An 18,474-nucleotide genomic window follows, 5' to 3' on the forward strand; every position below is an offset into this window, starting at 1 on the left:
GCGGCGGGCGCTCGCCAGGAGCGCGGTGGCCACGCGGCGGCCACGCCCCCCGGCCGTCCTCGTCAGGGTCCGTCAGCGGGCCCCGGGGGCGGCCGACTTGGGGCCGGGGGACAACCGACTTGCGTTGCCCCCCGCCGGATCGGCTAGAGTCTGGAGCACGCCGAGGGGCAAGGCCGAAAGGCCCGGCTCACCGGAGTCACGCGGGTGTAGTTCAGTAGTAGAACATCCCCCTTCCAGGGGGAAGGCGCAGTGTGCAATTCCTGTCACCCGCTCTGGATCGCTTGACCGACCACTCTTGTGGATCAGGTAAAGTAGTCCTAGCGCCGATCGGTGGGAGCCGGTCGGAAGCAATGCGGACGTAGCTCAGTTGGTAGAGCGCAACCTTGCCAAGGTTGAGGTCGCCAGTTCGAACCTGGTCGTCCGCTCGTGAAAGAAGGCCCCGGTCCATCGGACCGGGGCCTTCTTCGTGTGCCCCGCCGTTTCCCCGATCTCCGCGTCCGAGATCTCGGATCTCGGATCTCGCGCGTCTGACATTTGTCATGCCGAGTGATGACACCGCGCACTGCACTCCGCCCTGTATCGCCGGGACGCTGAAGACATGAAAACGAACGGGCACGAGGACGTGAACACTCACGATCACGAGAACGTGATCGAGGTCACCGACCTGCGGCGCGTGTACGGGGGCGGTTTCGAGGCCGTACGGGGAATCACGTTCTCCGTCGGCCGGGGAGAACTCTTCGCCCTGCTGGGCACCAACGGCGCGGGCAAGACATCGACGGTCGAACTGCTGGAGGGACTCGCGCCGCCGTCCGGCGGCCGGGTACGGGTCCTCGGGCACGACCCCTACGGGGAGCGCGCGGCCGTACGCCCCCGGATCGGCGTGATGCTGCAGGAAGGCGGCTTCCCCTCCGAGCTGACCGTCGCCGAGACGGTACGGATGTGGGCCGGCTGCACCAGCGGGGCGCGTCCGGTCGGTGAGGCGCTGGAGATCGTCGGGCTCGGGCGGCGGTCCGGCGTCCGGGTCAAGCAGTTGTCCGGGGGTGAGAAGCGGCGCCTCGACCTGGCGCTCGCGCTCCTCGGGCGCCCCGAGGTCCTCTTCCTCGACGAGCCGACCACCGGCCTCGACGCGGAGGGCCGCCAGGACACCTGGGAGCTGGTACGGGAGTTGCGCGACGGGGGGACGACCGTGCTGCTCACCACGCACTACCTGGAGGAGGCGGAGGACCTCGCCGACCGGCTCGCCATCCTTCACGAGGGCGGGGTCGCCGCGACCGGCACCCCGGCCGAGGTGACCGCCTCCCAGCCGTCCCGGATCTCCTTCGAACTGCCCACCGGGTACTTCCTGGGCGACCTGCCGCCCCTCGGTGAACTGGGCGTCACCGGGCACGAGGAGCACGACCGCGTGGTGGTGCTGCGCACGAAGGAGCTCCAGCGGGCGGCCACCGGGCTGCTGCTCTGGGCCGAGCGGGCGCGGGTCGAGCTGAGGCGCCTCGAAGTCCGTTCCGCCTCGCTGGAGGAGGCGTTCCTGCGGATCGCGCGGGAGTCGGCGGAGGCGGCGCGGGCGGCCACGGACACGGACACGGGGACGACATCGCGCACGGGCACCGGAACGCGCAAGAACGGGGTAGCGGCATGAGCACGACCACAGGGGCCACGGGTACGGCGGCGGAGGCGGGCGCCGCGCCCGTCACCGCCGTCGGGACGACGACCCTCAGGAGCCGGATGACCGCGCTCGCCCGCGCCGAGCTGACGCTCCTCGGGCGCAGCCGGGCCACGCTGGTCACGGCGCTGTTCATCCCGCTGCTGCTGCCGCTGAGCGTCAGGTCGGCGACGGACCAGATGGACCTGAAGGAGGCGGGGCTGAGCGTCGGGACGGTCATCCTCCCCGCCGGCATCGGCTTCTCGCTGCTCTTCGCGATCTACACCGCCCTGACCAACATCTATGTCGTACGCCGTGAGGAACTCGTCCTGAAGCGGCTGCGGACCGGTGAGCTGCGCGATCCGGAGATCCTGGTCGGTGCCTCGCTGCCCGCCGTCGGTATCGGGCTCGCCCAGTGCCTGCTCATGGCGATCGGCTGCTCGGTCCTGCTGGACGTCGGGGCGCCGCCCGCGCCGCACCTGGCCGTCCTGGGGGTGCTGCTCGGCGTCGTGCTGTGCGTGGCGCTGGCCGCGGTCACCGCGAGCCTCAGCCGCACCGCCGAGAGCGCGCAGGTCACCAGCCTGCCGCTGATGTTCGTCTCGCTGCTCGGCTCGGGCATCACGGTGCCGCTCGAAGTACTGCCCGACCGGTTGGCGTCCTTCCTCGAACTGCTGCCGCTCACCCCCGTCATCACGCTGGTGCGCGGCGGCTGGACCGGCGACCTGTCCGCGTACGAGACCCTGGGCGCCGTCGCCACCGCCCTGGCCTGGACCGTCCTCGCGGTGTTTGCTGTACGGCGGTGGTTCCGCTGGGAACCGCGCCGATGAGGGGAGTTGTGGCATGCGGGGGCCGGGGACCTGGTGGCGGGTGAAGAGCACGCCGGCGAAGGTGGAGGCGTACACGCGGTGGTCGTTCCACTTGTTCGCGGTGATCGAGCTCCTCGCGGCCGGGCTGCCCGCCTTCGCCGAGGTGGGGCCGGGGCGGCCGGGCAGCTGGCTGCTGCTGGTCCTGGTGGGCGCGCACGCCGCGACCTGTGCGGTGACCGCGTCCCGGGCGCTCGACTGGACGCGCGGGCAGCGGGCCCAGCCCGTACGGCTGCTGTGGGTGCTGACCGCCGTCACCGCGGTGATCGCCGTCCTCACCTTCGTGATCGCCGACCACGGTGTGAAGGGGGATGTCGCCGACAACGCCGGCATCTTCAGCATCGTGGTGGTCTTCGGCGTCGGTAACGTGACGCTCGGCGTCCGCGGCCGGAAGCGGGTCCTCGCGATCGTCGGCGGCTTCGCGGCGGGCTCCGCGCTGCTGACCCTCCTGTTGGGCACACCGGGGCACGGCGCGCTGGTCACGGCGGTGGTCGTGCTGATCAGCGGTGGGGCCCTCGCCTTCACGGCCGTCTTCTCCGTCTGGCTCCTCGACGCCGTCTACGAACTCGCCGACGCCCGCGAGACCCGCGCCCGGCTCGCCGTCGCCGAGGAACGGCTGCGCTTCGGACGCGATCTGCACGACGTGATAGGCCGCAACCTCGCGGTCATCGCCCTGAAGAGCGAGCTGGCCGTCCAGCTGGCCCGCCGGGAACGGCCCGAGGCCGTCGAGCAGATGATCGAGGTCCAGCGGATCGCCCAGGAGTCGCAGCGCGAGGTGCGGGAGGTCGTACGGGGGTACCGGGAGGCCGACCTCGGGGTCGAACTCTCCGGTGCGCAGGGCGTGTTGGCGGCGGCCGGGATCGACTGCTCGGTCGACGGGGCGGACGCCGCGGGGCTGCCCGGCGAGGTGCAGTCCGCGCTCGCCTGGGTGGTGCGGGAAGCGACGACGAACGTACTGCGGCACGGGAACGCCGATCAGTGCCTGGTGATGTTGAAGGTGGTGGAGGGACAGGTGGTGCTGACCGTGGAGAACGACGGGATCCGGGCGGCCGGTGCGGAGGCCGGGGACGCCGGGCGTTCTGTGGGGGCCGGCGGGTCCGGGCTCGCGGGGCTGCGGGAGCGGCTGGCGGTCGTGGACGGGACGCTGGAGGCGGGGCCGGTGGACGGGGAGGCGTTCCGGGTGGTGGCGCGGGTGCCGCTGGGGGCGGGGGCCGCCCGTTCGGGGGGCGGCTCGGGGGCGGGATCGGCTGCGAGGGGTTCGAGGGACTCGGTCGGCACGGTCGGGTCTGCCGGGTCGGTCGGGTCTGCCGCGTCGGTCGGGTCGGTCGGGTCGGCTGTCGTGCCCGGGAAGGCGTCGTGACCGCCGTATCGGAGGTGGTGGGGCGGCCGGTGCGGCTGTTGCTCGCCGACGACGAGCATCTGATCCGGGGGGCGCTGGCCGCGTTGCTGGCGTTGGAGGACGATCTGGTGGTGGTCGCGGAGGCGGCCAGCGGGCCGGAGGCGCTGGCCATGGCGCGGGCGCACGAGCCGGATGTGGCCGTGCTGGACCTGCAGATGCCGGGCGCCGACGGTGTGAGGGTGGCCACATCGCTGCGGGCCGAACTGCCGGGCTGCCGGGTGCTGATCGTGACCGGTCATGGCCGGCCGGGGCATCTGAAACGGGCGCTGGAGGCGGGTGTGCGGGGATTCGTCCCCAAGACCGTCAGCGCACAGCGGCTCGCGGAGATCATCCGGACCGTGCACGCGGGGAACCGTTATGTGGACCCGGAGTTGGCGGCCGACGCGATCTCCTCCGGGGACTCGCCGCTGACCGCGCGGGAGGCCGAGGTACTGGAGTTGGCCGGGGACGGGGCGCCCGTCGCGGAGATCGCCGAGCGGGCCGCGCTGTCCCAGGGAACTGTCCGGAACTATCTGTCGTCGGCCGTCTCCAAGCTCGGGGTGGAGAACCGGCACGCGGCGGTGCGTCTCGCACGGGAGCGAGGTTGGGTATAGTAGGCCTCGCGCCACGGCGCAACGCGGACGTAGCTCAGTTGGTAGAGCGCAACCTTGCCAAGGTTGAGGTCGCCAGTTCGAACCTGGTCGTCCGCTCGTGAAAGAAGGCCCCGGTCCACTGGACCGGGGCCTTCTTCGTGTCCGTCCGGCACGCTGTGCGCTAGCTCCAGCTCAAGCCCGTCAGGCGCTCGTACGCCTCCACGTACTTGGACCGGGTCGCGGTGACGATCTCCTCGGGGAGCGGCGGCGGGGGCTGCTCGCTCTTGCGGTTCCAGCCGGAGGCGTCCGAGGTCAGCCAGTCGCGGACGAACTGCTTGTCGAAGGAGGGCTGGGCGTGGCCCGGCTCCCACAGGTCGGCCGGCCAGAAGCGGGAGGAGTCCGGGGTGAGCACCTCGTCGGCGAGGACGAGAGTGTCGTTCTCGTAGCCGAACTCGAACTTGGTGTCGGCCAGGATGATGCCCCGGTCACGGGCGATGTCCCGGGCGCGGCCGTACACCGCCAGGGTCGTCTGGCGCAGCTGGGCGGCGGTCTCCGCGCCGACCTGGCGGGCGACCTCCTCGTACGACACGTTCTCGTCGTGCTCGCCGACGGCGGCCTTGGTGGCCGGGGTGAAGATCGGGGCCGGCAGCTCCGAGCCGTCGACCAGGCCCTCGGGGAGGGCGAGGCCGCAGACCGTACGGGAGTCGTTGTACTCCAGCAGGCCCGAGCCGGTGAGGTAGCCGCGGGCCACGGCCTCCACCGGGACCATCCTGAGCGACTTGCAGATCAGCGTGCGGCCCGCCCAGTCGCCGGGGGCGCCCGCCGGGAGTTCGGTGCTCAGGACGTGGTTCGGGACCAGGTCGGCGAGCTGGTCGAACCACCAGAGGGACAGTTGGGTGAGGACGCGCCCCTTGTCGGGGATCTCCGTGGGCAGCACCCAGTCGAACGCGGACGTTCGATCGCTGGCGACCATCACGAGGTCGCCCGCCTCGTTCTGGTACAGCTCGCGCACCTTGCCGGTGTGCAGATGCACCAGGCCCGGAACCTCGATCGGCTCGGGCTTTTCTACGAATCCGGACACGGTTCCTCCCCGTGGTGATGTCCAAGTGGCTCGATTCTCCCGCACGGGGACGACTGATCCTGGCCAGGGGTACGGACGGGGGTGGCGCACGCTGGGCTCGGCAGGGGGCTCAGTCGCGTTTGCAGATGCGGTCCAGGAGGTTCGCGGTGGCGCGCTGGACCCGGGTGTCGACGTGGCCCGGACGGTCCAGGGCCGGGGACCAGGCGAACGTCCCGGACGCGAAGACCCAGGCGCCGGAGGGGGCCCGGTACAGGGAGGTCTCCTGGTGCCGGACCACGTCGTCGGGGGCCCGGTACGGGGAGTGGGCGAGGAGGATGCGGCCCCGGTGCTCGGGGAGCGGGGTGCGCGGGAAGTAGCGGTCGGCCTCGCCGGCGACCATGCCCGGCAGTTCGTCGTTCTCATGGGCGCCGGTCGCGTCCCAGAGCCAGTGGTCGGCGTTGCGCACGACCAGGGGGTGGGGGTCGGGGACCCGGCCCTCGTACTGGATGCCCATCAACTGCTGCTCGGGGCGGTCGATTTCGCGCCACAGTGCGGGTTTGCCGGGGCCCCGGCGTTTTCGGCAGGTGAGGAGGCGGTCGGGGACACCGGACGGGGACGGGCCCAGCTCCACCTGCCAGTACATGGTGTTGGAGGAGAGGAAGACGAGCGAGGTGCCGCCGTCGCGGGCGAGTTCGGCGGTACGGCGCATCTGCGGCGACCAGTACTCGTCATGTCCGGGGAAGACCAGCCCCCGGTAGCGGGTGGGGTCGACGCGGCCGGAGTGCAGATCGCGGGCGTCGGCGTAGGCGAGGTCGTAGCCGTAGCGCTCGGCCCAGCGGATGAAGTCGTAGGCGTGCCCGACGTGCAGGGGGAGGCCCGCGCCGGCGTACGGGCGGTCGAAGGAGACGGTCGTCGCCGCCTCGGACTCGCCGAGCAGCCGGCCGTCCTCGTCCCAGGCGTGGTAGAGGCTGGCGCCGGTGCGGCCGTCCTCCGGATACAGGTTGTACGCCTGCCAGGTGATGTCCGGGAGCAGGAGCAGCAGGTCGGCCGGGCGGTCGTCGCGGATGGTGAACGGCACGTGGGAGCGGTAGCCGTCGGCGGTGGTCAGGACCGCCACATAGGCGCCCGTGTTCCAGTAGCTCGGGATCTGCAGCCGCCAGGAGAGCCACCAGTGGTGGCAGGAGACCGTACGGTCGGCGGTGAGGGGCGGGGGCTGGACGATGCCGGAGAGGCGGGGGCTGGTGGTGATCTTCGCCGCGCCGTCGCCGCTGTAGTGGCCGATGCGGTAGATGTCGACGCCGAATTCCTGGGGCGGGTCCACGGTGATGTGGAAGTCGATGGACTCGCCGGGGGCGGCGGCGCCGGTCGCCGTGAAGCCCTTGATCTGACGGCGTACGTCGTCGGCGGAGCGGGGGCCGCCCGGTGCGGTGCGCGGGGCGGGCACGCGGGCGCGTGCGCCGGTGTGGGCGCGGCCCCCCTGCGCCGGGGCCTCGGGCTCGGGCGGGCCCGGCTCCACGTACCAGGGGACCACGTGGCCGGTGTCGTCGAAGTACGTCACATTGCCGCGGAGCCAGGGGACGGGGCCCTGGCCGAAAGGGTCCGTCACGGCGTGGGCGAGTGCGCCCGACTCCCAACGGCGGATGTGGTGCTGCTGATCCGAGTCCATGAGTGGTCCCCTCCCTCGTCCCCCGTGAGCTTGCGCAAGCCCTTGCTCTGTACGCGATACGCACGCGATCGGTCCCAGCACATCACATTACGCACGCGCTTCGTCACCGTTCGTCGCGAATGGATGAGAGTGGAACAGCGGGGTCCGGATGGGGAGTTGGGCGCGCGGGGGTGAGGCGGGGTGGGGCGGGGGTGTTGTGGCTGGTCGTGGGCCTGGGAGCGAGCCGTCAGACCAGGCGGACCGGTTTCTCCGGGCGGACTCCGAGGCGGCGGAGCCAGTCGCGGAGGGGGGCGGGGTCGCCGTCCTCGACGAGGGTCAGGACCCGGGGGGCGAGGTCGGCGGCCCGTACGCCGTCGACGAGGAGGGAGGGGCCGTCCAGCCAGTCCAGGCCCGGGGTCGCGCCCGCCGTGTCCATCGCCGCGCAGCAGACCATCGCGGCGACGTGCTCGGTCAGCAGCTCACGGCCCGTGCGGGGCGGCTGCATCGGGAACAGCGGCAGCAGCCCGTCGTCCCACAGCGCCCGGTCCGGTCCCTGCGCCTCGGCCCCGCCGGCCGCGGTGTGTACGGCGGCCGGTGCCGCCGCCTCCTCCCGCGCCAGCTCGGCGGTCAGCGCGGCGGCGAGGGCGGCGGAGTGGGCGTTGGTGAGGCCGGGTTCGTCGGCGTCGTCGGTCTCGTGGGGGGCGTGCGGCCCGTGGGGGGCGTGCGGCCCGTGGGGGGCGTCGGGCCCGTGGGGGGCGTCCGGCCCGTGGGGGGCGTCCGGCCCGTGGGGGGCGTCCGGCCCGTGGGGGGCGTCGGCGGCATGGGTGGGGGCGTGGTCGCCGCCGTGGTCGTCGCCGTGGTCGTCTCCGGGTGGGGATATGTGGTGTCGGGCCGGTTCCTGGGCGGGGTTGTGGTCGTGCTCGCGGTGGTGTGGGGCGGTGGGGAGGGGCTCGGCGGCGGTTTCGGCGGCCAGGTTGTGTGGCTCGGTGGTCGTGGGGTGCGGCTCGTGTCCAGGCGTGGCTTCGGGGGTGATCCCGGGAGGGTGGGGCGTGGTCGCCAGGTGGTTCAGTACGCGGGACAGGGTGGGGCCGCTGGGGGCCGGGCCGGTGGGGTCGGTGGTCGGGTCGCTCGTCGCGTGGCGGACGCCCAGCGCGTCGAGGACACGGTGGAGGCGGGCCGCGTCGGTACGCCATTTGCGGTCGACGACCTCGTCCGGGTACTCGTGCCAGTCGACCGGGGACCAGTCGGGCCCGGACTCGGCGGGGCCGCCATGGAAAAGGCGGGCGGCGAGGAGGGACGCGGCCTCGTCGACCGTGCCGGGCTCTTCGAGGAGATCGCAGGCCGGGCGCTCGCCGAGCCGGGAGGCGAAGCCCTCGGCGAGGCGGTCGCGGCGGGACAGCTCCGTGAGCGCGGCGACGACCCCCGCGTCCAGCCGGGACGGCCAGCGGCCCATCCGCCAGGCGGGCAGCGCGACCCGGGTGAGCAGCCGGTCCCAGCCCGCGTAGGCCAGGCCGACCTGTTCCTGGGCGACGATCCGCAGACCGTAGTCCACAGCCTGTGCACGCTCGGCCGCCGCGGCGGCGACTCCGCGCTCCATCTCGGCCGCGTGTCCCCGGCAGCCGCGCAGGAGCAGCCGGGTCACCCAGCCGACGCCGGCCAGGACCGTACGGACGAGCGGGCCGCGCGGGGCCGAGGTGACGGCCACGGCGGCGTCCAGCCCGCGCACGAAACGGCGGGCCGCGGCTATGTCCGGGTGCGCCGAAGGGCCCGTACCCGCGACGACCGGTGCCAGCACCGCCCGTAGCTCACCGACCCGCATCCACCACAGGAACGGTGAGCCGATGACGAGCACCGGGGCGGTGGGCGCGCGGTGCCGCCGGGAAGCGGAGAGGCCGGACTCCAGGCCGGATCGCGGACCTGACCGCAGGGCGGACCGCAGGCCCGGCGACGATCCACGGGGGTCCGTCATCTCGTCGGTCCGGTTGGTTTGAGCGGCATGGCCGGTATGACTGGTATGGCCGGTATGGCTGGTCAGGTCGATTCGATCGGTTCGGTCGGCGCCCGTGGTGCCGGTCACCGTGCCGGTCGCCGTGCCGTCCGCGTCGGTCCCGGTGGTCGCGGAGCGGGGCGTGGGGGTGGCGTGGGAGGGGTGGGTGCGGTCCTCCAGCCAGCTGTCGCAGTCCGGGGTGAGCGCTATCGCGGAGGGGGGCGGGACGTCGAGGCGGTCGGCCAGGTCCCGGACCAGGCGGTAGAGATCGGGCGCGGCCTCCTCGGTGACCGCGACCGTGGGACTCACGGCGGGCCGGGCGCGGGCGACGACGAGCGCGATGCCCGCGGCGGCGAGCAGCACGACGGCGGCGAGGCCCGAGGCGATCCAGCTCGCCATGGACCAGCCCGGCCCGGTCAGATGGCCGGTCGACCCGCCGACCAGCAGGACGACGGCGACGGCCGCGGGCAGCACCGCCACGGCCAGCGCCCTGCTGCGGACCCGCAGCACGGCGAGGGCCCGGGAGCGCGCGGCCTGCGCGCCCGCCTCCTCACCACCTGCCATACCGGTCACGACCCGACGTCACCCCCTGCTGTCCCGTGCGGCGCACACCGCGACGCCTGCGCCGACTGCTCGTCGCAGTGGTCGCCGCCGAACGCCCTGACGTTGCTCACTCCCCCACTGTGGCACCCGCCACCGACATCGCAATGCCGGTGGGCCAAGTGCCGGAACACTTGCGCCGCACCCTAGTTGGGGCCCCGGCCGCCGTCAGCCGGATGGGCCATCGCTCACTCGATGGAATGGCTCTGGGGAGAGGTGGATGACGCTGGGCAAGGATCGGGCCCCGGATTCCGGTGGATTCTCCAGGGGTTTCCTGGGGGTCTCCGAGGGATTCCGAGGCCTGGGGTTCGTACCCGTTGATGGTGCTTCGCATGCGGATGCGGCGAAGGGAGTGGATGTGTTCGGTTGTGCGGGGATGCGTACCGACGAGCGTGGACGGACGGGCGTGAACGGGCCGGTGGGGCGTGCGGGCGGGGCCGGCCGTCAGTCCGTCACGCCTCGGCCGCCGCCTTCGCCGCGATGTCCGCACGGTGCTGGGAGCCGTCGAGGCCGATGCGGGCGACGGCGGTGTACGCGCGGTCGCGGGCCTGGGTGAGGTCCTTGCCGGTGGCCGTGACGGAGAGGACGCGGCCGCCGGCGCTGACGACGTCGTCCCCGGCGCGCTTGGTGCCGGCGTGCAGGACGTACGCGTGCGGGGCGTCCACGGCGGCGATCTCGTCGAGGCCGGTGATGGGGTCGCCGGTGCGCGGGGTGCCGGGGTAGTTGTGCGAGGCCACGACCACGGTGACGGCCGCGTCGCCGCTCCAGCGGAGGGGTTCGAGGTCGCCGAGGGTGTGGTCGGCGGCGGCCATCAGGACACCGGCCAGCGGGGTCTTGAGGCGGGCGAGGACGACCTGCGTCTCCGGGTCGCCGAACCGGGCGTTGAACTCGATCACCCGTACGCCTCGGCTGGTGATCGCCAGGCCGGCGTAGAGCAGACCGGAGAAGGGGGTGCCGCGGCGGCGCATCTCGTCGACCGTCGGCTGCAGCACGGTCTCCAGGACCTCGTCGACCAGCTTCGGGTCGGCCCACGGGAGTGGTGAGTACGCGCCCATGCCGCCGGTGTTGGGGCCCTCGTCGCCGTCGAGCGCGCGCTTGAAGTCCTGCGCGGGCTGGAGCGGGAGGACGGTGACGCCGTCGGTGATGGCGAAGAGGGAGACCTCGGGGCCGTCCAGGAACTCCTCGATGACGACCCGGCCGCAGGCGAGCGCGTGTGCGCGGGCCTCGGCGAGGTCCGCCGTCACGACGACGCCCTTGCCTGCCGCGAGCCCGTCGTCCTTCACGACGTACGGCGCGCCGAACGCGTCCAGGGCTTCGTCGATCTCCTCGGCGGTCGTGCAGACGTACGACCGCGCGGTGGGGACGCCGGCCCCGGCCATGACGTCCTTGGCGAAGGCCTTGGAGCCTTCCAGCTGCGCGGCCTCGCCGGACGGGCCGAACACCGGGATGCCCGCCTCGCGTACGGCGTCGGCGACACCGGCGACGAGCGGGGCCTCCGGCCCGACGACCACCAGGTCGGCCTCCAGCCGGGTGGCCAGCGCGGCCACGGCGGCGCCGTCCAGCGCGTCGACCGCGTGCAGTTCGGCCACCTCCGCGATGCCCGCGTTGCCGGGCGCGCAATGCAGTGCGGTGACGTCGGAATCGAGGGACAGCGAACGGCACAGCGCGTGCTCACGAGCACCGGTACCAATGACGAGGACCTTCACGGGGTCAGCCTAGCCGGAGGGGGTGGGGGGCTTTGTGGGGGCTTCCGAAGAGTGGGATGGGTGGGGTTCGTTCGATCGTACGAAGGAGGGGGTGGGCGAGGGGGGAGGCTGAGGGGAGGAGTGCAGCGTTCGGGGGCCGGGAGTGGGCGTCGCCGGGATGGAGTTGACGTAGACCTCGGCCTGCCGGAGGCGGGAGTGCGCGTGTGCGACAGCGGCCGGTGCTTCGGCGCGTCCGCCGAGCCGGGTTGGGTCCGCGAGCCGCCGCGCGGCTGTGCTCCTCGTGTCCGCAGAGCCCTGCCCGGCCCTCGGCTTCCCCGGCCCTCTCCTCTCCGTCCTCCTTGTCCTCCCTACTCGTTCGCGATCTCCTCGACGACCGTCGCGCCCAGTTCGCGCACGATCAGGTCGTGGCCCGAGAGGGCGGACTCGTCGAGGTCGGGGTCGTCGTCCTCGGGGGTGTCGTCCTCGGGGGAGACGGGCGGGGGTTCGGGGGCCGGTGGTGGTGACGGGGTGACGGGTGAGGCGGTCGGGGTGGACTGGTGGGGTGCGGCCGGGCCCGGGGAGGCCGGGCGGGGGGCCGCCGGGGCCGGGGACTGGGGCGCGGCGGGACGGGACGCCGGGGCCGGGGAGCCGCCGTAGCCACCTCCGGTGCCGCCTCCTCCGTAGCCACCGCCGCCGTAGCCGCCCGGGGCCGGTGCCGGGGACCCGTAGCCGCCGGGGGCGCCCGGTGCGGCCGAGCCGCCCGAGGTGTCGATGACGGCCTCGATCTTCCAGTGCACGTTGAACTGCTCGGCCAGGGCCGCCCGCAGTACGTCCTCGCTGCCGCTGCTCGCGAAGTTGTCCCGGGCGCCCGCGTTGACGAAGCCGATCTGCAGGGTCGTGCCGTCGAAACCGGCGACGTGGGCGTTCTGGCTGAGCAGGATCCAGGTGAAGCGGCGGCGGTTCTTGACCGTCTCCAGGATGTTCGGCCAGAGCGTACGGGGGTCGGGGCCGCCCGGGGTCGGGTTGTACGCGGCCGGGGCCGGGGCCGCCGCCGGGGCGCCGGGCTGGGCGTACGCGGGGGGCGGGCCCGATGCGGCGGGCGCGGAGCCGCCGCCACCGGTGGGCGCGGCCGTCGGCCACCCGCCGGGTCGGCGCCCGCTGCCCGCGGTGGCCGGGGTGGGCCAGGAGCCGGGGGCGGAACCGCCGGGAGGGTCGGAGCCGGGCGGGGGCGTGGGACCCGCGCCCTGGTTCGAATGCGTGGGGGTGGTGGGGGGCGCGGCCGGAGCACCACCGGTGGAGGCGGCGGCTGCCGGGGGCGGGGCGGTCGGCGCGGGCTCGTGCGGGGCGGGCGGTGCGGCAGGGCCGGGGCCCGGCTGTCCGCCGGCGGCGCCCCCCGCACCGTACGGGTCAGGACCCGGACCCGGACCTGCGATGGGGCCGGGGCCGGGGCCTCCGGCTGCTCCGGGTGCTCCGCCTCCCGTGCCCCGGACCGCGGCGCGAGCCGCGGCGGGTCCGCCGCCCGGCGGGACGTGCGCGGCCGGGGCGCCGTGCGGAACCTGGGGAGCGTGCGGGGCTTGCGGAGGCATGCCCAGGGGCGGGGTCGCGGCGGCCGCTCCCCCGTGTGCGTCCGGGCCGGGGACGTACCCCATGGCGGGGCCGGGGCCGCCGGGCGAGAAGTTCACCCCGCGCTCCAGACGGTCCAGGCGGGCCATGACGGAGCGCTCGTCGCCGTAGGTGGCGGGGAGGAGGACGCGGGCGCAGATCAGTTCGAGCTGGAGGCGGGGCGAGTTGGCGCCGCGCATCTCGGTGAGGCCCTCGTTGACGAGGTCGGCGGCGCGGCTCAGCTCGGCGGCGCCGAAGACGCCGGCCTGGGCCCGCATCCGCTCCAGGACCTCGGCGGGGGCGTCGATGAGGCCCTTGTCGATGGCGTCCGGCACGGCGGCCAGGATCACGAGGTCCCGCAGCCGCTCCAGCAGGTCGGCGACGAAACGCCGGGGATCGTTCCCCCCCTCGATGACGCGGTCGACGACCTCGAAGGCCGCGGCGCCGTCGCCCGCGGCGAAGGCCTCGACGACCGAGTCGAGCAACGACCCGTCCGTATAACCGAGCAGCGACGTGGCCATGACGTACGTCACACCCTCGTCCGTCGCGCCCGCGAGCAGCTGGTCCATGACGGACATCGAGTCACGCACGGAACCGGCGCCGGCGCGCACGACCAGCGGGAGGACGCCCTCCTCGACCGGGATCTTCTCCTTGCCGCAGACCTCGCCGAGGTACTCGCGGAGCGTGCCGGGCGGGACGAGCCGGAACGGATAGTGATGCGTACGCGAACGAATCGTCCCGATGACCTTCTCGGGCTCGGTGGTCGCGAAGATGAACTTGAGGTGCTCCGGCGGCTCCTCGACGACCTTCAGCAGCGCGTTGAAACCGGCCGACGTGACCATGTGGGCCTCGTCGATGATGTAGATCTTGTAGCGGCTGCTCGCGGGTCCGAAGAAGGCCTTCTCGCGCAGCTCACGGGCGTCGTCCACACCACCGTGCGAGGCCGCGTCGATCTCGATGACGTCGATCGACCCCGGTCCGTTGCGCGCCAGGTCCTGGCAGGACTGGCACTCTCCGCACGGCGTCGGGGTGGGTCCCTGCTCGCAGTTCAGACACCGGGCGAGGATGCGCGCGCTGGTCGTCTTCCCGCATCCACGCGGCCCGCTGAACAGGTACGCGTGATTGACCCGGTTGTTCCGCAGCGCCTGCTGCAGCGGGTCGGTGACATGCTCCTGCCCGATGACCTCGGCGAACGACTCCGGGCGATAGCGGCGGTACAGCGCGAGAGACGACACGCATACGAGGTTATAGGCGCCCACTGACAACACGGACCGGCCGGACGCACAAGACCCCTCACGCACCCGCCAGAGCCAACCTACCCTTGCTGCCTTCCGGCCCTGGGGGAGTTCAGTCAGATAGCGCCGCGTGAGGGGCTGAGCCCAGCCTACCCGATCCCCGACGCCCGCCGACCCGCCTCCCCACCCCGCCCCCCGCCCTTGATCACCCGCCCGCGAACGGGTTCGCAACCACCCTCCGACGTCATGTAATGTTCCCGGCGGAGGATTCGCCTAGAGGCCTAGGGCGCACGCTTGGAAAGCGTGTTGGGGGCAACCCCTCACGAGTTCGAATCTCGTATCCTCCGCCATTGCTCTCACCGGGCAATACGTCGAAGGGCCCCACCGCGAGGTGGGGCCCTTCGACGTTGTCCTCAGACCCCGTTGTCCTGGTTTTTGTCCACAGCGGGTATGTCCGGGGTTCCCCAGATGGCTTCGGCGATCTTCCGGGCGACGTCCTTGAGCATGGCGTCCGGCACATGCAGATACCGGGCCCGCATGCTCTCGGAGGTGCCCGGCTCCCACCCCATGATCTGATCAATGACCCGGGCCGGGACCCCAAGCAGCATGAGCACGGTCGCGGCCGTGTGCCGTGCGTCGTGCAGCCGAGCGTTCCGAACCCCCGCGTCTCCGAGCAGTCGCTTCCAGTCGTGATAGTCCGTGTTCGGGCTCAACGGACCGCCCAACGGCTTGGTGAACACGTAGTCCGACTCCACCCACAGATCACCGGCGGCCTTGCGCTCACGCTCCTGCGTCTCGGCGTGGGCGCGGAGCATGGCGACCAGAGGGCCGGGCAGGGGCACGGCGCGGCGGCCGGCGCGGGACTTGGTGTTCTTGGTCTCGCGCCGCACCTGCACCTTGGCCGGGCAGTACCCCGCCTTCCGGCCGCACGGTGAGACTTCCGGGCATCCGTGCTCGTACCGGGGCCGCAGACGGTTCCGCCGCAGCTTCAGGTACTCATTGGCGAGGTCGACGTCAGACCAGCGCAATCCCAGCGTCTCGCCCTGCCGAAGCCCGAGCGCGAGGGCCAGCATCCAACGGGCGGTGTTCCGTCGCTTGTTGGCTTCGAGCAAGAGGCACTGAACCTCTTCCACGGAGTAGGGCTCAACCTCTGATTCGTCCTCTTCCATCCGGGGCGGCTTGGCCAACGCGGCGGCATTCTTCGCCGCGTACCCGCGCCGTACGGCCTCCCCCAAGGCGGTTCGGGCGGTGCGGTGCGCCTGGTGAGCCGTACCAGCCTTGCGCGCCCCGTTCGCCTGCATACGGCGGTACAGGCTTTCCAGGTGCTCGGGCTGCAAGCGGTCAAGCCGGTGCTTGCCGACACCGGGCACCAGGTGGACGCGAACGGCGACTTCATAGCCGTCGTAGGTGTTCTCGCTGACGGTCGGCTTGGCGATGTTCTCGACCCAGTGCAACAGCCACTTCTCAACCGTCCACGGCTTGCCGGGCTGACTCGCCGAACCCGCGTCGCGCTGCTTCTCCAGCTTGCGGACTTCCTCAACCAGTTCCTCGCGCGTCTTGCGCGTCAGGTGCCGGCGGTACGGGTCCCCGTTGTCCTTGTAGCCCATCGGCACACGAGCGTGCCAACGTTCGTCTTTCCCGAAGTAGATCGCGGATTCCCCGTTGGCGCGGCGGGTGCCCTTCTTCTTTTTCTCTGCCACAGGCAGGCTCCTGTTTCTCGGTGTCGGGATGGAGACCGGGGCGGCGGGTTGTCCTGTCCGGGAGTGCCGCCGCCCCGGGCGTAATCAAGCGGCTCGCTTGGCCGCGCGTCGGCGGGCGAGGTATTCGGCGGGCGCGTCTGCGGGGACGCGACGGAGACGACCGATGTCGATGGACTCCAGTTCGCCGGTGCGGATGAGTGCGAAGCACGTGGTGCGGCCGATGCGAAGTCGGCGGGCGGCTTCTTCGACGGTGAGGAGAACCAACGTGGCGTCGTCGTCTGCGGGGGTCGCGAGGGTGACGTGTTCGTCCAAGGCTCACTCCGGAGGACTGCTTTCACGGGCAGATGCCGCCGCACAAACCGCAAAATCCGCAGAAAAGCCGGGGATGGCGGCTGACCTGCGGTGATGTGGTGTGCGGGCGGGGGTGGACAGTGCTCCGCAGAAACCCGCGATATTCCGCAAAAAAGCAGGGGCGGCCAGTGACCGGCCCCGGCCGGTGTAGTGGCGCTCGGTATTTTGCGGAATATCGCGGGATTGTGCGACGGACCCCCGGCCGGGATGGGGCGGGGGTCGCGCCGCAGGTCAGCGGGGGTGTCCGGGGTTATTGCGGATTTTGCGGTTTGTGCGGGAGGGGTCTGCGCGGGTAGGGGTCACCGGCCGCCGTGGCGCAGGGACGGGTGGGCGGCGAGGCGGGGGGCCGGCGGGCGTCCGCGCTTGCCGGTGCGCTCCGGCTGGTAGGACCGCAGATAGCCGTGGTCTTCCAGCAACGCGAGGGCCGGTTCGAGATCCGCGACGGTGGGGACCTCGCTGCGGGAAAGGACGGTGAACACGTCCCGTCGGCTGACGTCCTCCCATCCGTTGTCCCTCAGCGCTTCCAGGACGCCGCGGGCGCGGGACAGGACGGGGTCGGCGCCCATGACGTCGAACACGGCGAGGGCGTGGGCGGTGTAGTACTCCCCCAGTTCAATGGCCGCGTTCATGGTGTCGGCGGTGACGGGGTGGGCGTAGCCGTTGCCGCCGTGCTCGGCGAGGTGCAGTAGCGCGGCCATGCGGGCGGTGGCCCCGGCAAGTTTTCCAGCCCAGTTGGAGATGTGGCCCAGCTTGCCGCCGCGTGCCTTGAGCTGCGGTTCGATGCGCTTCTGATACGTGATCAGGGCCGCGTCCGCGTCGGGGCTGAGTTGGATGACGGCCGGGTCGGTCCACTCCGCCAGGGACAGGGTGAGGTCGATGACGCGAGCGGTGTAGGCGGCGGCCGTCGTCTCGGGGACCGGGTCGGTGATGATCTCGCGGTTACCGACCGTGGACGCCGGGAGGGAGTACAGGAAGCGGGCCAGCAACCCGCGTCCCTCGAACCCTTTCACCTTGCCGATGTCTCGCAGTACGTCCGGCTGTACGGCGAGGCCGATAGTGAGGGCGGGGGCGTCGATGTACTCGCGGCGGGTTTGCCGGTTCACCCTCAGCCGGTCCCCGGCGTGCCCTTTGAGGAAGACTTCCATGTTGGGGGCGCCGGAGTAGCGGCCGGCAATGATGTCGAAAATGCCGCCCTCGGCACTCATCACCGACAGCCGGCCGCCCTGTTCGGCCATGAGCGAGGTGACCGTCTCGGGTGTCGAGTCGTCCGCCAACAGGACCGGTTCGGCGGGGACGGTGAGCGTGTCGGCCGTCTGCGCGAGACCCACGGCCGTGGCCACGATCTCATCGCGCTTGTCGCCGTCGGCGGACGCGGCCTTGGCAGCGGCTTTGTCTGCCGCTTCCTTGGCCAAGCGCGCCGTCAGCTCCGCTTCCACGATCACGGGTTGCATCGCGGTCTTGAGCTGTTTCTCCGCCTCGTACAGCGGGTTGGTCAGCAGCGCGAAGACGGCAGACTTCCGGTTGGCGGGCGGGAGCGCCACCACCGTGTAGAGGTTGGTCGGCTCACGCCAGTTCCCGCGTACATGGACCACCGATCGGCCGCCGGCCGCCGTGGCGAGCACGGCGAGGGCGACCGATCCGGCGAGGTCCACCGGGGTCTGCGTCTCCTCCGCGACGGCCGCCACGAACTCCCCCAGCCAAGCGGGGAGGACGTGGGCGGGGAACGTCGGACGCTCGCGGCGGCCGGTGAGGGGAATGGGGTCCTCCCACCCGTCCGGTGCCGTGCCGTCCTCGCCGGGCGGGTCTTTGAGGGTGGGCAGTCCGGCCCACAGGTCGGGACTGTCCACAGGCTGTGGAGTCATGAGGCCGCCCTCCCTTCGGTGGTGGTGTGGGGGCAGATGCCGACGATGACGCGCGCGACCAGCCGGATGACGGCCGCACGGCCCCGGGCGCGTTCGTGCTCCCCGCAGGCACAGAGCCAGTCCGCGACCGGGATGCCGTCGCACCTGATCTGCAACCCCGGGGTGATGCCGGTGACGGTGACCGTCTGCGGGTCAGAACCAACAGCAGAAAGGACGCCCTTGCGGGCGACGCCCTTCGGTTCGCCCACGGTCGGCCGTGACGGGGGCTGTGTGG

13 protein-coding genes, 4 tRNA genes and 1 other RNA gene are annotated in these 18,474 nt (G+C 72.4%); 8 read left to right on the forward strand and 10 right to left on the reverse strand.

What is annotated here, in order from left to right:
• The first annotated feature begins 200 nt into the window (after positions 1 to 200).
• The 7 genes from ACZ7MG_RS34065 to ACZ7MG_RS34095 all read left to right on the forward strand — a co-directional run bounded on the left by ACZ7MG_RS34065 (position 201) and on the right by ACZ7MG_RS34095 (position 4,590).
• A tRNA-Gly gene (locus tag ACZ7MG_RS34065) sits at positions 201 to 272 on the forward strand.
• A gap of 80 nt (positions 273 to 352) precedes the next feature.
• A tRNA-Gly gene (locus ACZ7MG_RS34070) sits at positions 353 to 425 on the forward strand.
• A gap of 173 nt (positions 426 to 598) precedes the next feature.
• A complete protein-coding gene (locus tag ACZ7MG_RS34075; protein ID WP_471382788.1) occupies positions 599 to 1,636 on the forward strand; it encodes an ABC transporter ATP-binding protein in 1,038 nt (345 codons plus the stop codon).
• Positions 1,633 to 2,466 (forward strand): ABC transporter permease, encoded by an 834-nt coding sequence (locus ACZ7MG_RS34080; RefSeq protein ID WP_471382787.1) that lies wholly within the window; start codon positions 1,633 to 1,635, stop codon positions 2,464 to 2,466. The genes ACZ7MG_RS34075 and ACZ7MG_RS34080 overlap by 4 nt, the downstream gene beginning before the upstream one ends.
• A 13-nt stretch (positions 2,467 to 2,479) precedes the next feature.
• Positions 2,480 to 3,862: a sensor histidine kinase gene (locus ACZ7MG_RS34085; protein ID WP_471382785.1), complete on the forward strand. Its 1,383-nt coding sequence runs from the start codon at positions 2,480 to 2,482 to the stop codon at positions 3,860 to 3,862.
• 17 nt (positions 3,863 to 3,879) lie between these two features.
• Positions 3,880 to 4,494: a response regulator gene (locus tag ACZ7MG_RS34090; protein ID WP_471382997.1), complete on the forward strand. Its 615-nt coding sequence runs from the start codon at positions 3,880 to 3,882 to the stop codon at positions 4,492 to 4,494.
• 23 nt (positions 4,495 to 4,517) lie between these two features.
• Positions 4,518 to 4,590 (forward strand) — tRNA-Gly (locus tag ACZ7MG_RS34095).
• A 64-nt stretch (positions 4,591 to 4,654) separates the two neighbouring features.
• On the opposite strand, the gene ACZ7MG_RS34100 is transcribed toward ACZ7MG_RS34095, so the two are convergent.
• The 6 genes from ACZ7MG_RS34100 to ffs all read right to left on the reverse strand — a co-directional run bounded on the left by ACZ7MG_RS34100 (position 4,655) and on the right by ffs (position 14,430).
• Positions 4,655 to 5,554 carry a phosphoribosylaminoimidazolesuccinocarboxamide synthase gene (locus ACZ7MG_RS34100; RefSeq protein ID WP_471382783.1) on the reverse strand — a complete coding sequence of 300 codons (900 nt, stop codon included), beginning with the start codon at positions 5,552 to 5,554 and terminating at the stop codon, positions 4,655 to 4,657.
• A gap of 109 nt (positions 5,555 to 5,663) precedes the next feature.
• Positions 5,664 to 7,199: a N,N-dimethylformamidase beta subunit family domain-containing protein gene (locus ACZ7MG_RS34105; RefSeq protein WP_471382781.1), complete on the reverse strand. Its 1,536-nt coding sequence runs from the start codon at positions 7,197 to 7,199 to the stop codon at positions 5,664 to 5,666.
• A gap of 226 nt (positions 7,200 to 7,425) precedes the next feature.
• Positions 7,426 to 9,729 carry a hypothetical protein gene (locus ACZ7MG_RS34110; RefSeq protein ID WP_471382995.1) on the reverse strand — a complete coding sequence of 768 codons (2,304 nt, stop codon included), beginning with the start codon at positions 9,727 to 9,729 and terminating at the stop codon, positions 7,426 to 7,428.
• Positions 9,730 to 10,217: 488 nt separating this feature from the next.
• Positions 10,218 to 11,471 (reverse strand): phosphoribosylamine--glycine ligase, encoded by a 1,254-nt coding sequence (gene purD / locus ACZ7MG_RS34115; protein ID WP_471382779.1) that lies wholly within the window; start codon positions 11,469 to 11,471, stop codon positions 10,218 to 10,220.
• A gap of 347 nt (positions 11,472 to 11,818) precedes the next feature.
• The gene (locus tag ACZ7MG_RS34120) at positions 11,819 to 14,287 is read right to left on the reverse strand and encodes a DNA polymerase III subunit gamma and tau (RefSeq protein ID WP_471382777.1); all 2,469 of its coding nucleotides are present in this window, start codon (positions 14,285 to 14,287) and stop codon (positions 11,819 to 11,821) included.
• 46 nt (positions 14,288 to 14,333) lie between these two features.
• Positions 14,334 to 14,430, reverse strand: an RNA gene (gene ffs, locus ACZ7MG_RS34125) — signal recognition particle sRNA small type.
• A 119-nt stretch (positions 14,431 to 14,549) separates the two neighbouring features.
• On the opposite strand from ffs, the gene ACZ7MG_RS34130 reads away from it, so the two are divergent.
• Positions 14,550 to 14,637 (forward strand) — tRNA-Ser (locus ACZ7MG_RS34130).
• 63 nt (positions 14,638 to 14,700) lie between these two features.
• Here ACZ7MG_RS34130 and ACZ7MG_RS34135 read toward each other — a convergent pair.
• The 4 genes from ACZ7MG_RS34135 to ACZ7MG_RS34150 form a co-directional block, all read right to left on the reverse strand.
• Positions 14,701 to 15,987, reverse strand: coding sequence for a tyrosine-type recombinase/integrase (locus ACZ7MG_RS34135; protein WP_471382775.1), 1,287 nt, complete (start codon positions 15,985 to 15,987; stop codon positions 14,701 to 14,703).
• 84 nt (positions 15,988 to 16,071) lie between these two features.
• Positions 16,072 to 16,299 carry an excisionase family DNA-binding protein gene (locus ACZ7MG_RS34140; RefSeq protein WP_471382773.1) on the reverse strand — a complete coding sequence of 76 codons (228 nt, stop codon included), beginning with the start codon at positions 16,297 to 16,299 and terminating at the stop codon, positions 16,072 to 16,074.
• A gap of 338 nt (positions 16,300 to 16,637) precedes the next feature.
• Positions 16,638 to 18,185 carry a YfjI family protein gene (locus tag ACZ7MG_RS34145; protein WP_471382993.1) on the reverse strand — a complete coding sequence of 516 codons (1,548 nt, stop codon included), beginning with the start codon at positions 18,183 to 18,185 and terminating at the stop codon, positions 16,638 to 16,640.
• 11 nt (positions 18,186 to 18,196) lie between these two features.
• Positions 18,197 to 18,448, reverse strand: a complete 252-nt coding sequence (locus ACZ7MG_RS34150; RefSeq protein ID WP_471382772.1) for a hypothetical protein — start codon at positions 18,446 to 18,448, stop codon at positions 18,197 to 18,199.
• Positions 18,449 to 18,474 lie beyond the last annotated feature (26 nt).

The sequence above is a fragment of the Streptomyces sp. NPDC107538 genome (assembly GCF_055657445.1).

Bases quoted from the DNA above. Each gene is read 5' to 3' on its own strand.
- ACZ7MG_RS34075 (WP_471382788.1), top strand. From the start codon at position 599: ATGAAAACGAACGGGCACGAGGACGTGAACACTCACGATCACGAGAAC.
- ACZ7MG_RS34080 (WP_471382787.1), top strand. From the start codon at position 1,633: ATGAGCACGACCACAGGGGCCACGGGTACGGCGGCGGAGGCGGGCGCC.
- ACZ7MG_RS34085 (WP_471382785.1), top strand. From the start codon at position 2,480: ATGCGGGGGCCGGGGACCTGGTGGCGGGTGAAGAGCACGCCGGCGAAG.
- ACZ7MG_RS34105 (WP_471382781.1), bottom strand. From the start codon at position 7,199: ATGGACTCGGATCAGCAGCACCACATCCGCCGTTGGGAGTCGGGCGCA.
- ACZ7MG_RS34110 (WP_471382995.1), bottom strand. From the start codon at position 9,729: ATGGCAGGTGGTGAGGAGGCGGGCGCGCAGGCCGCGCGCTCCCGGGCC.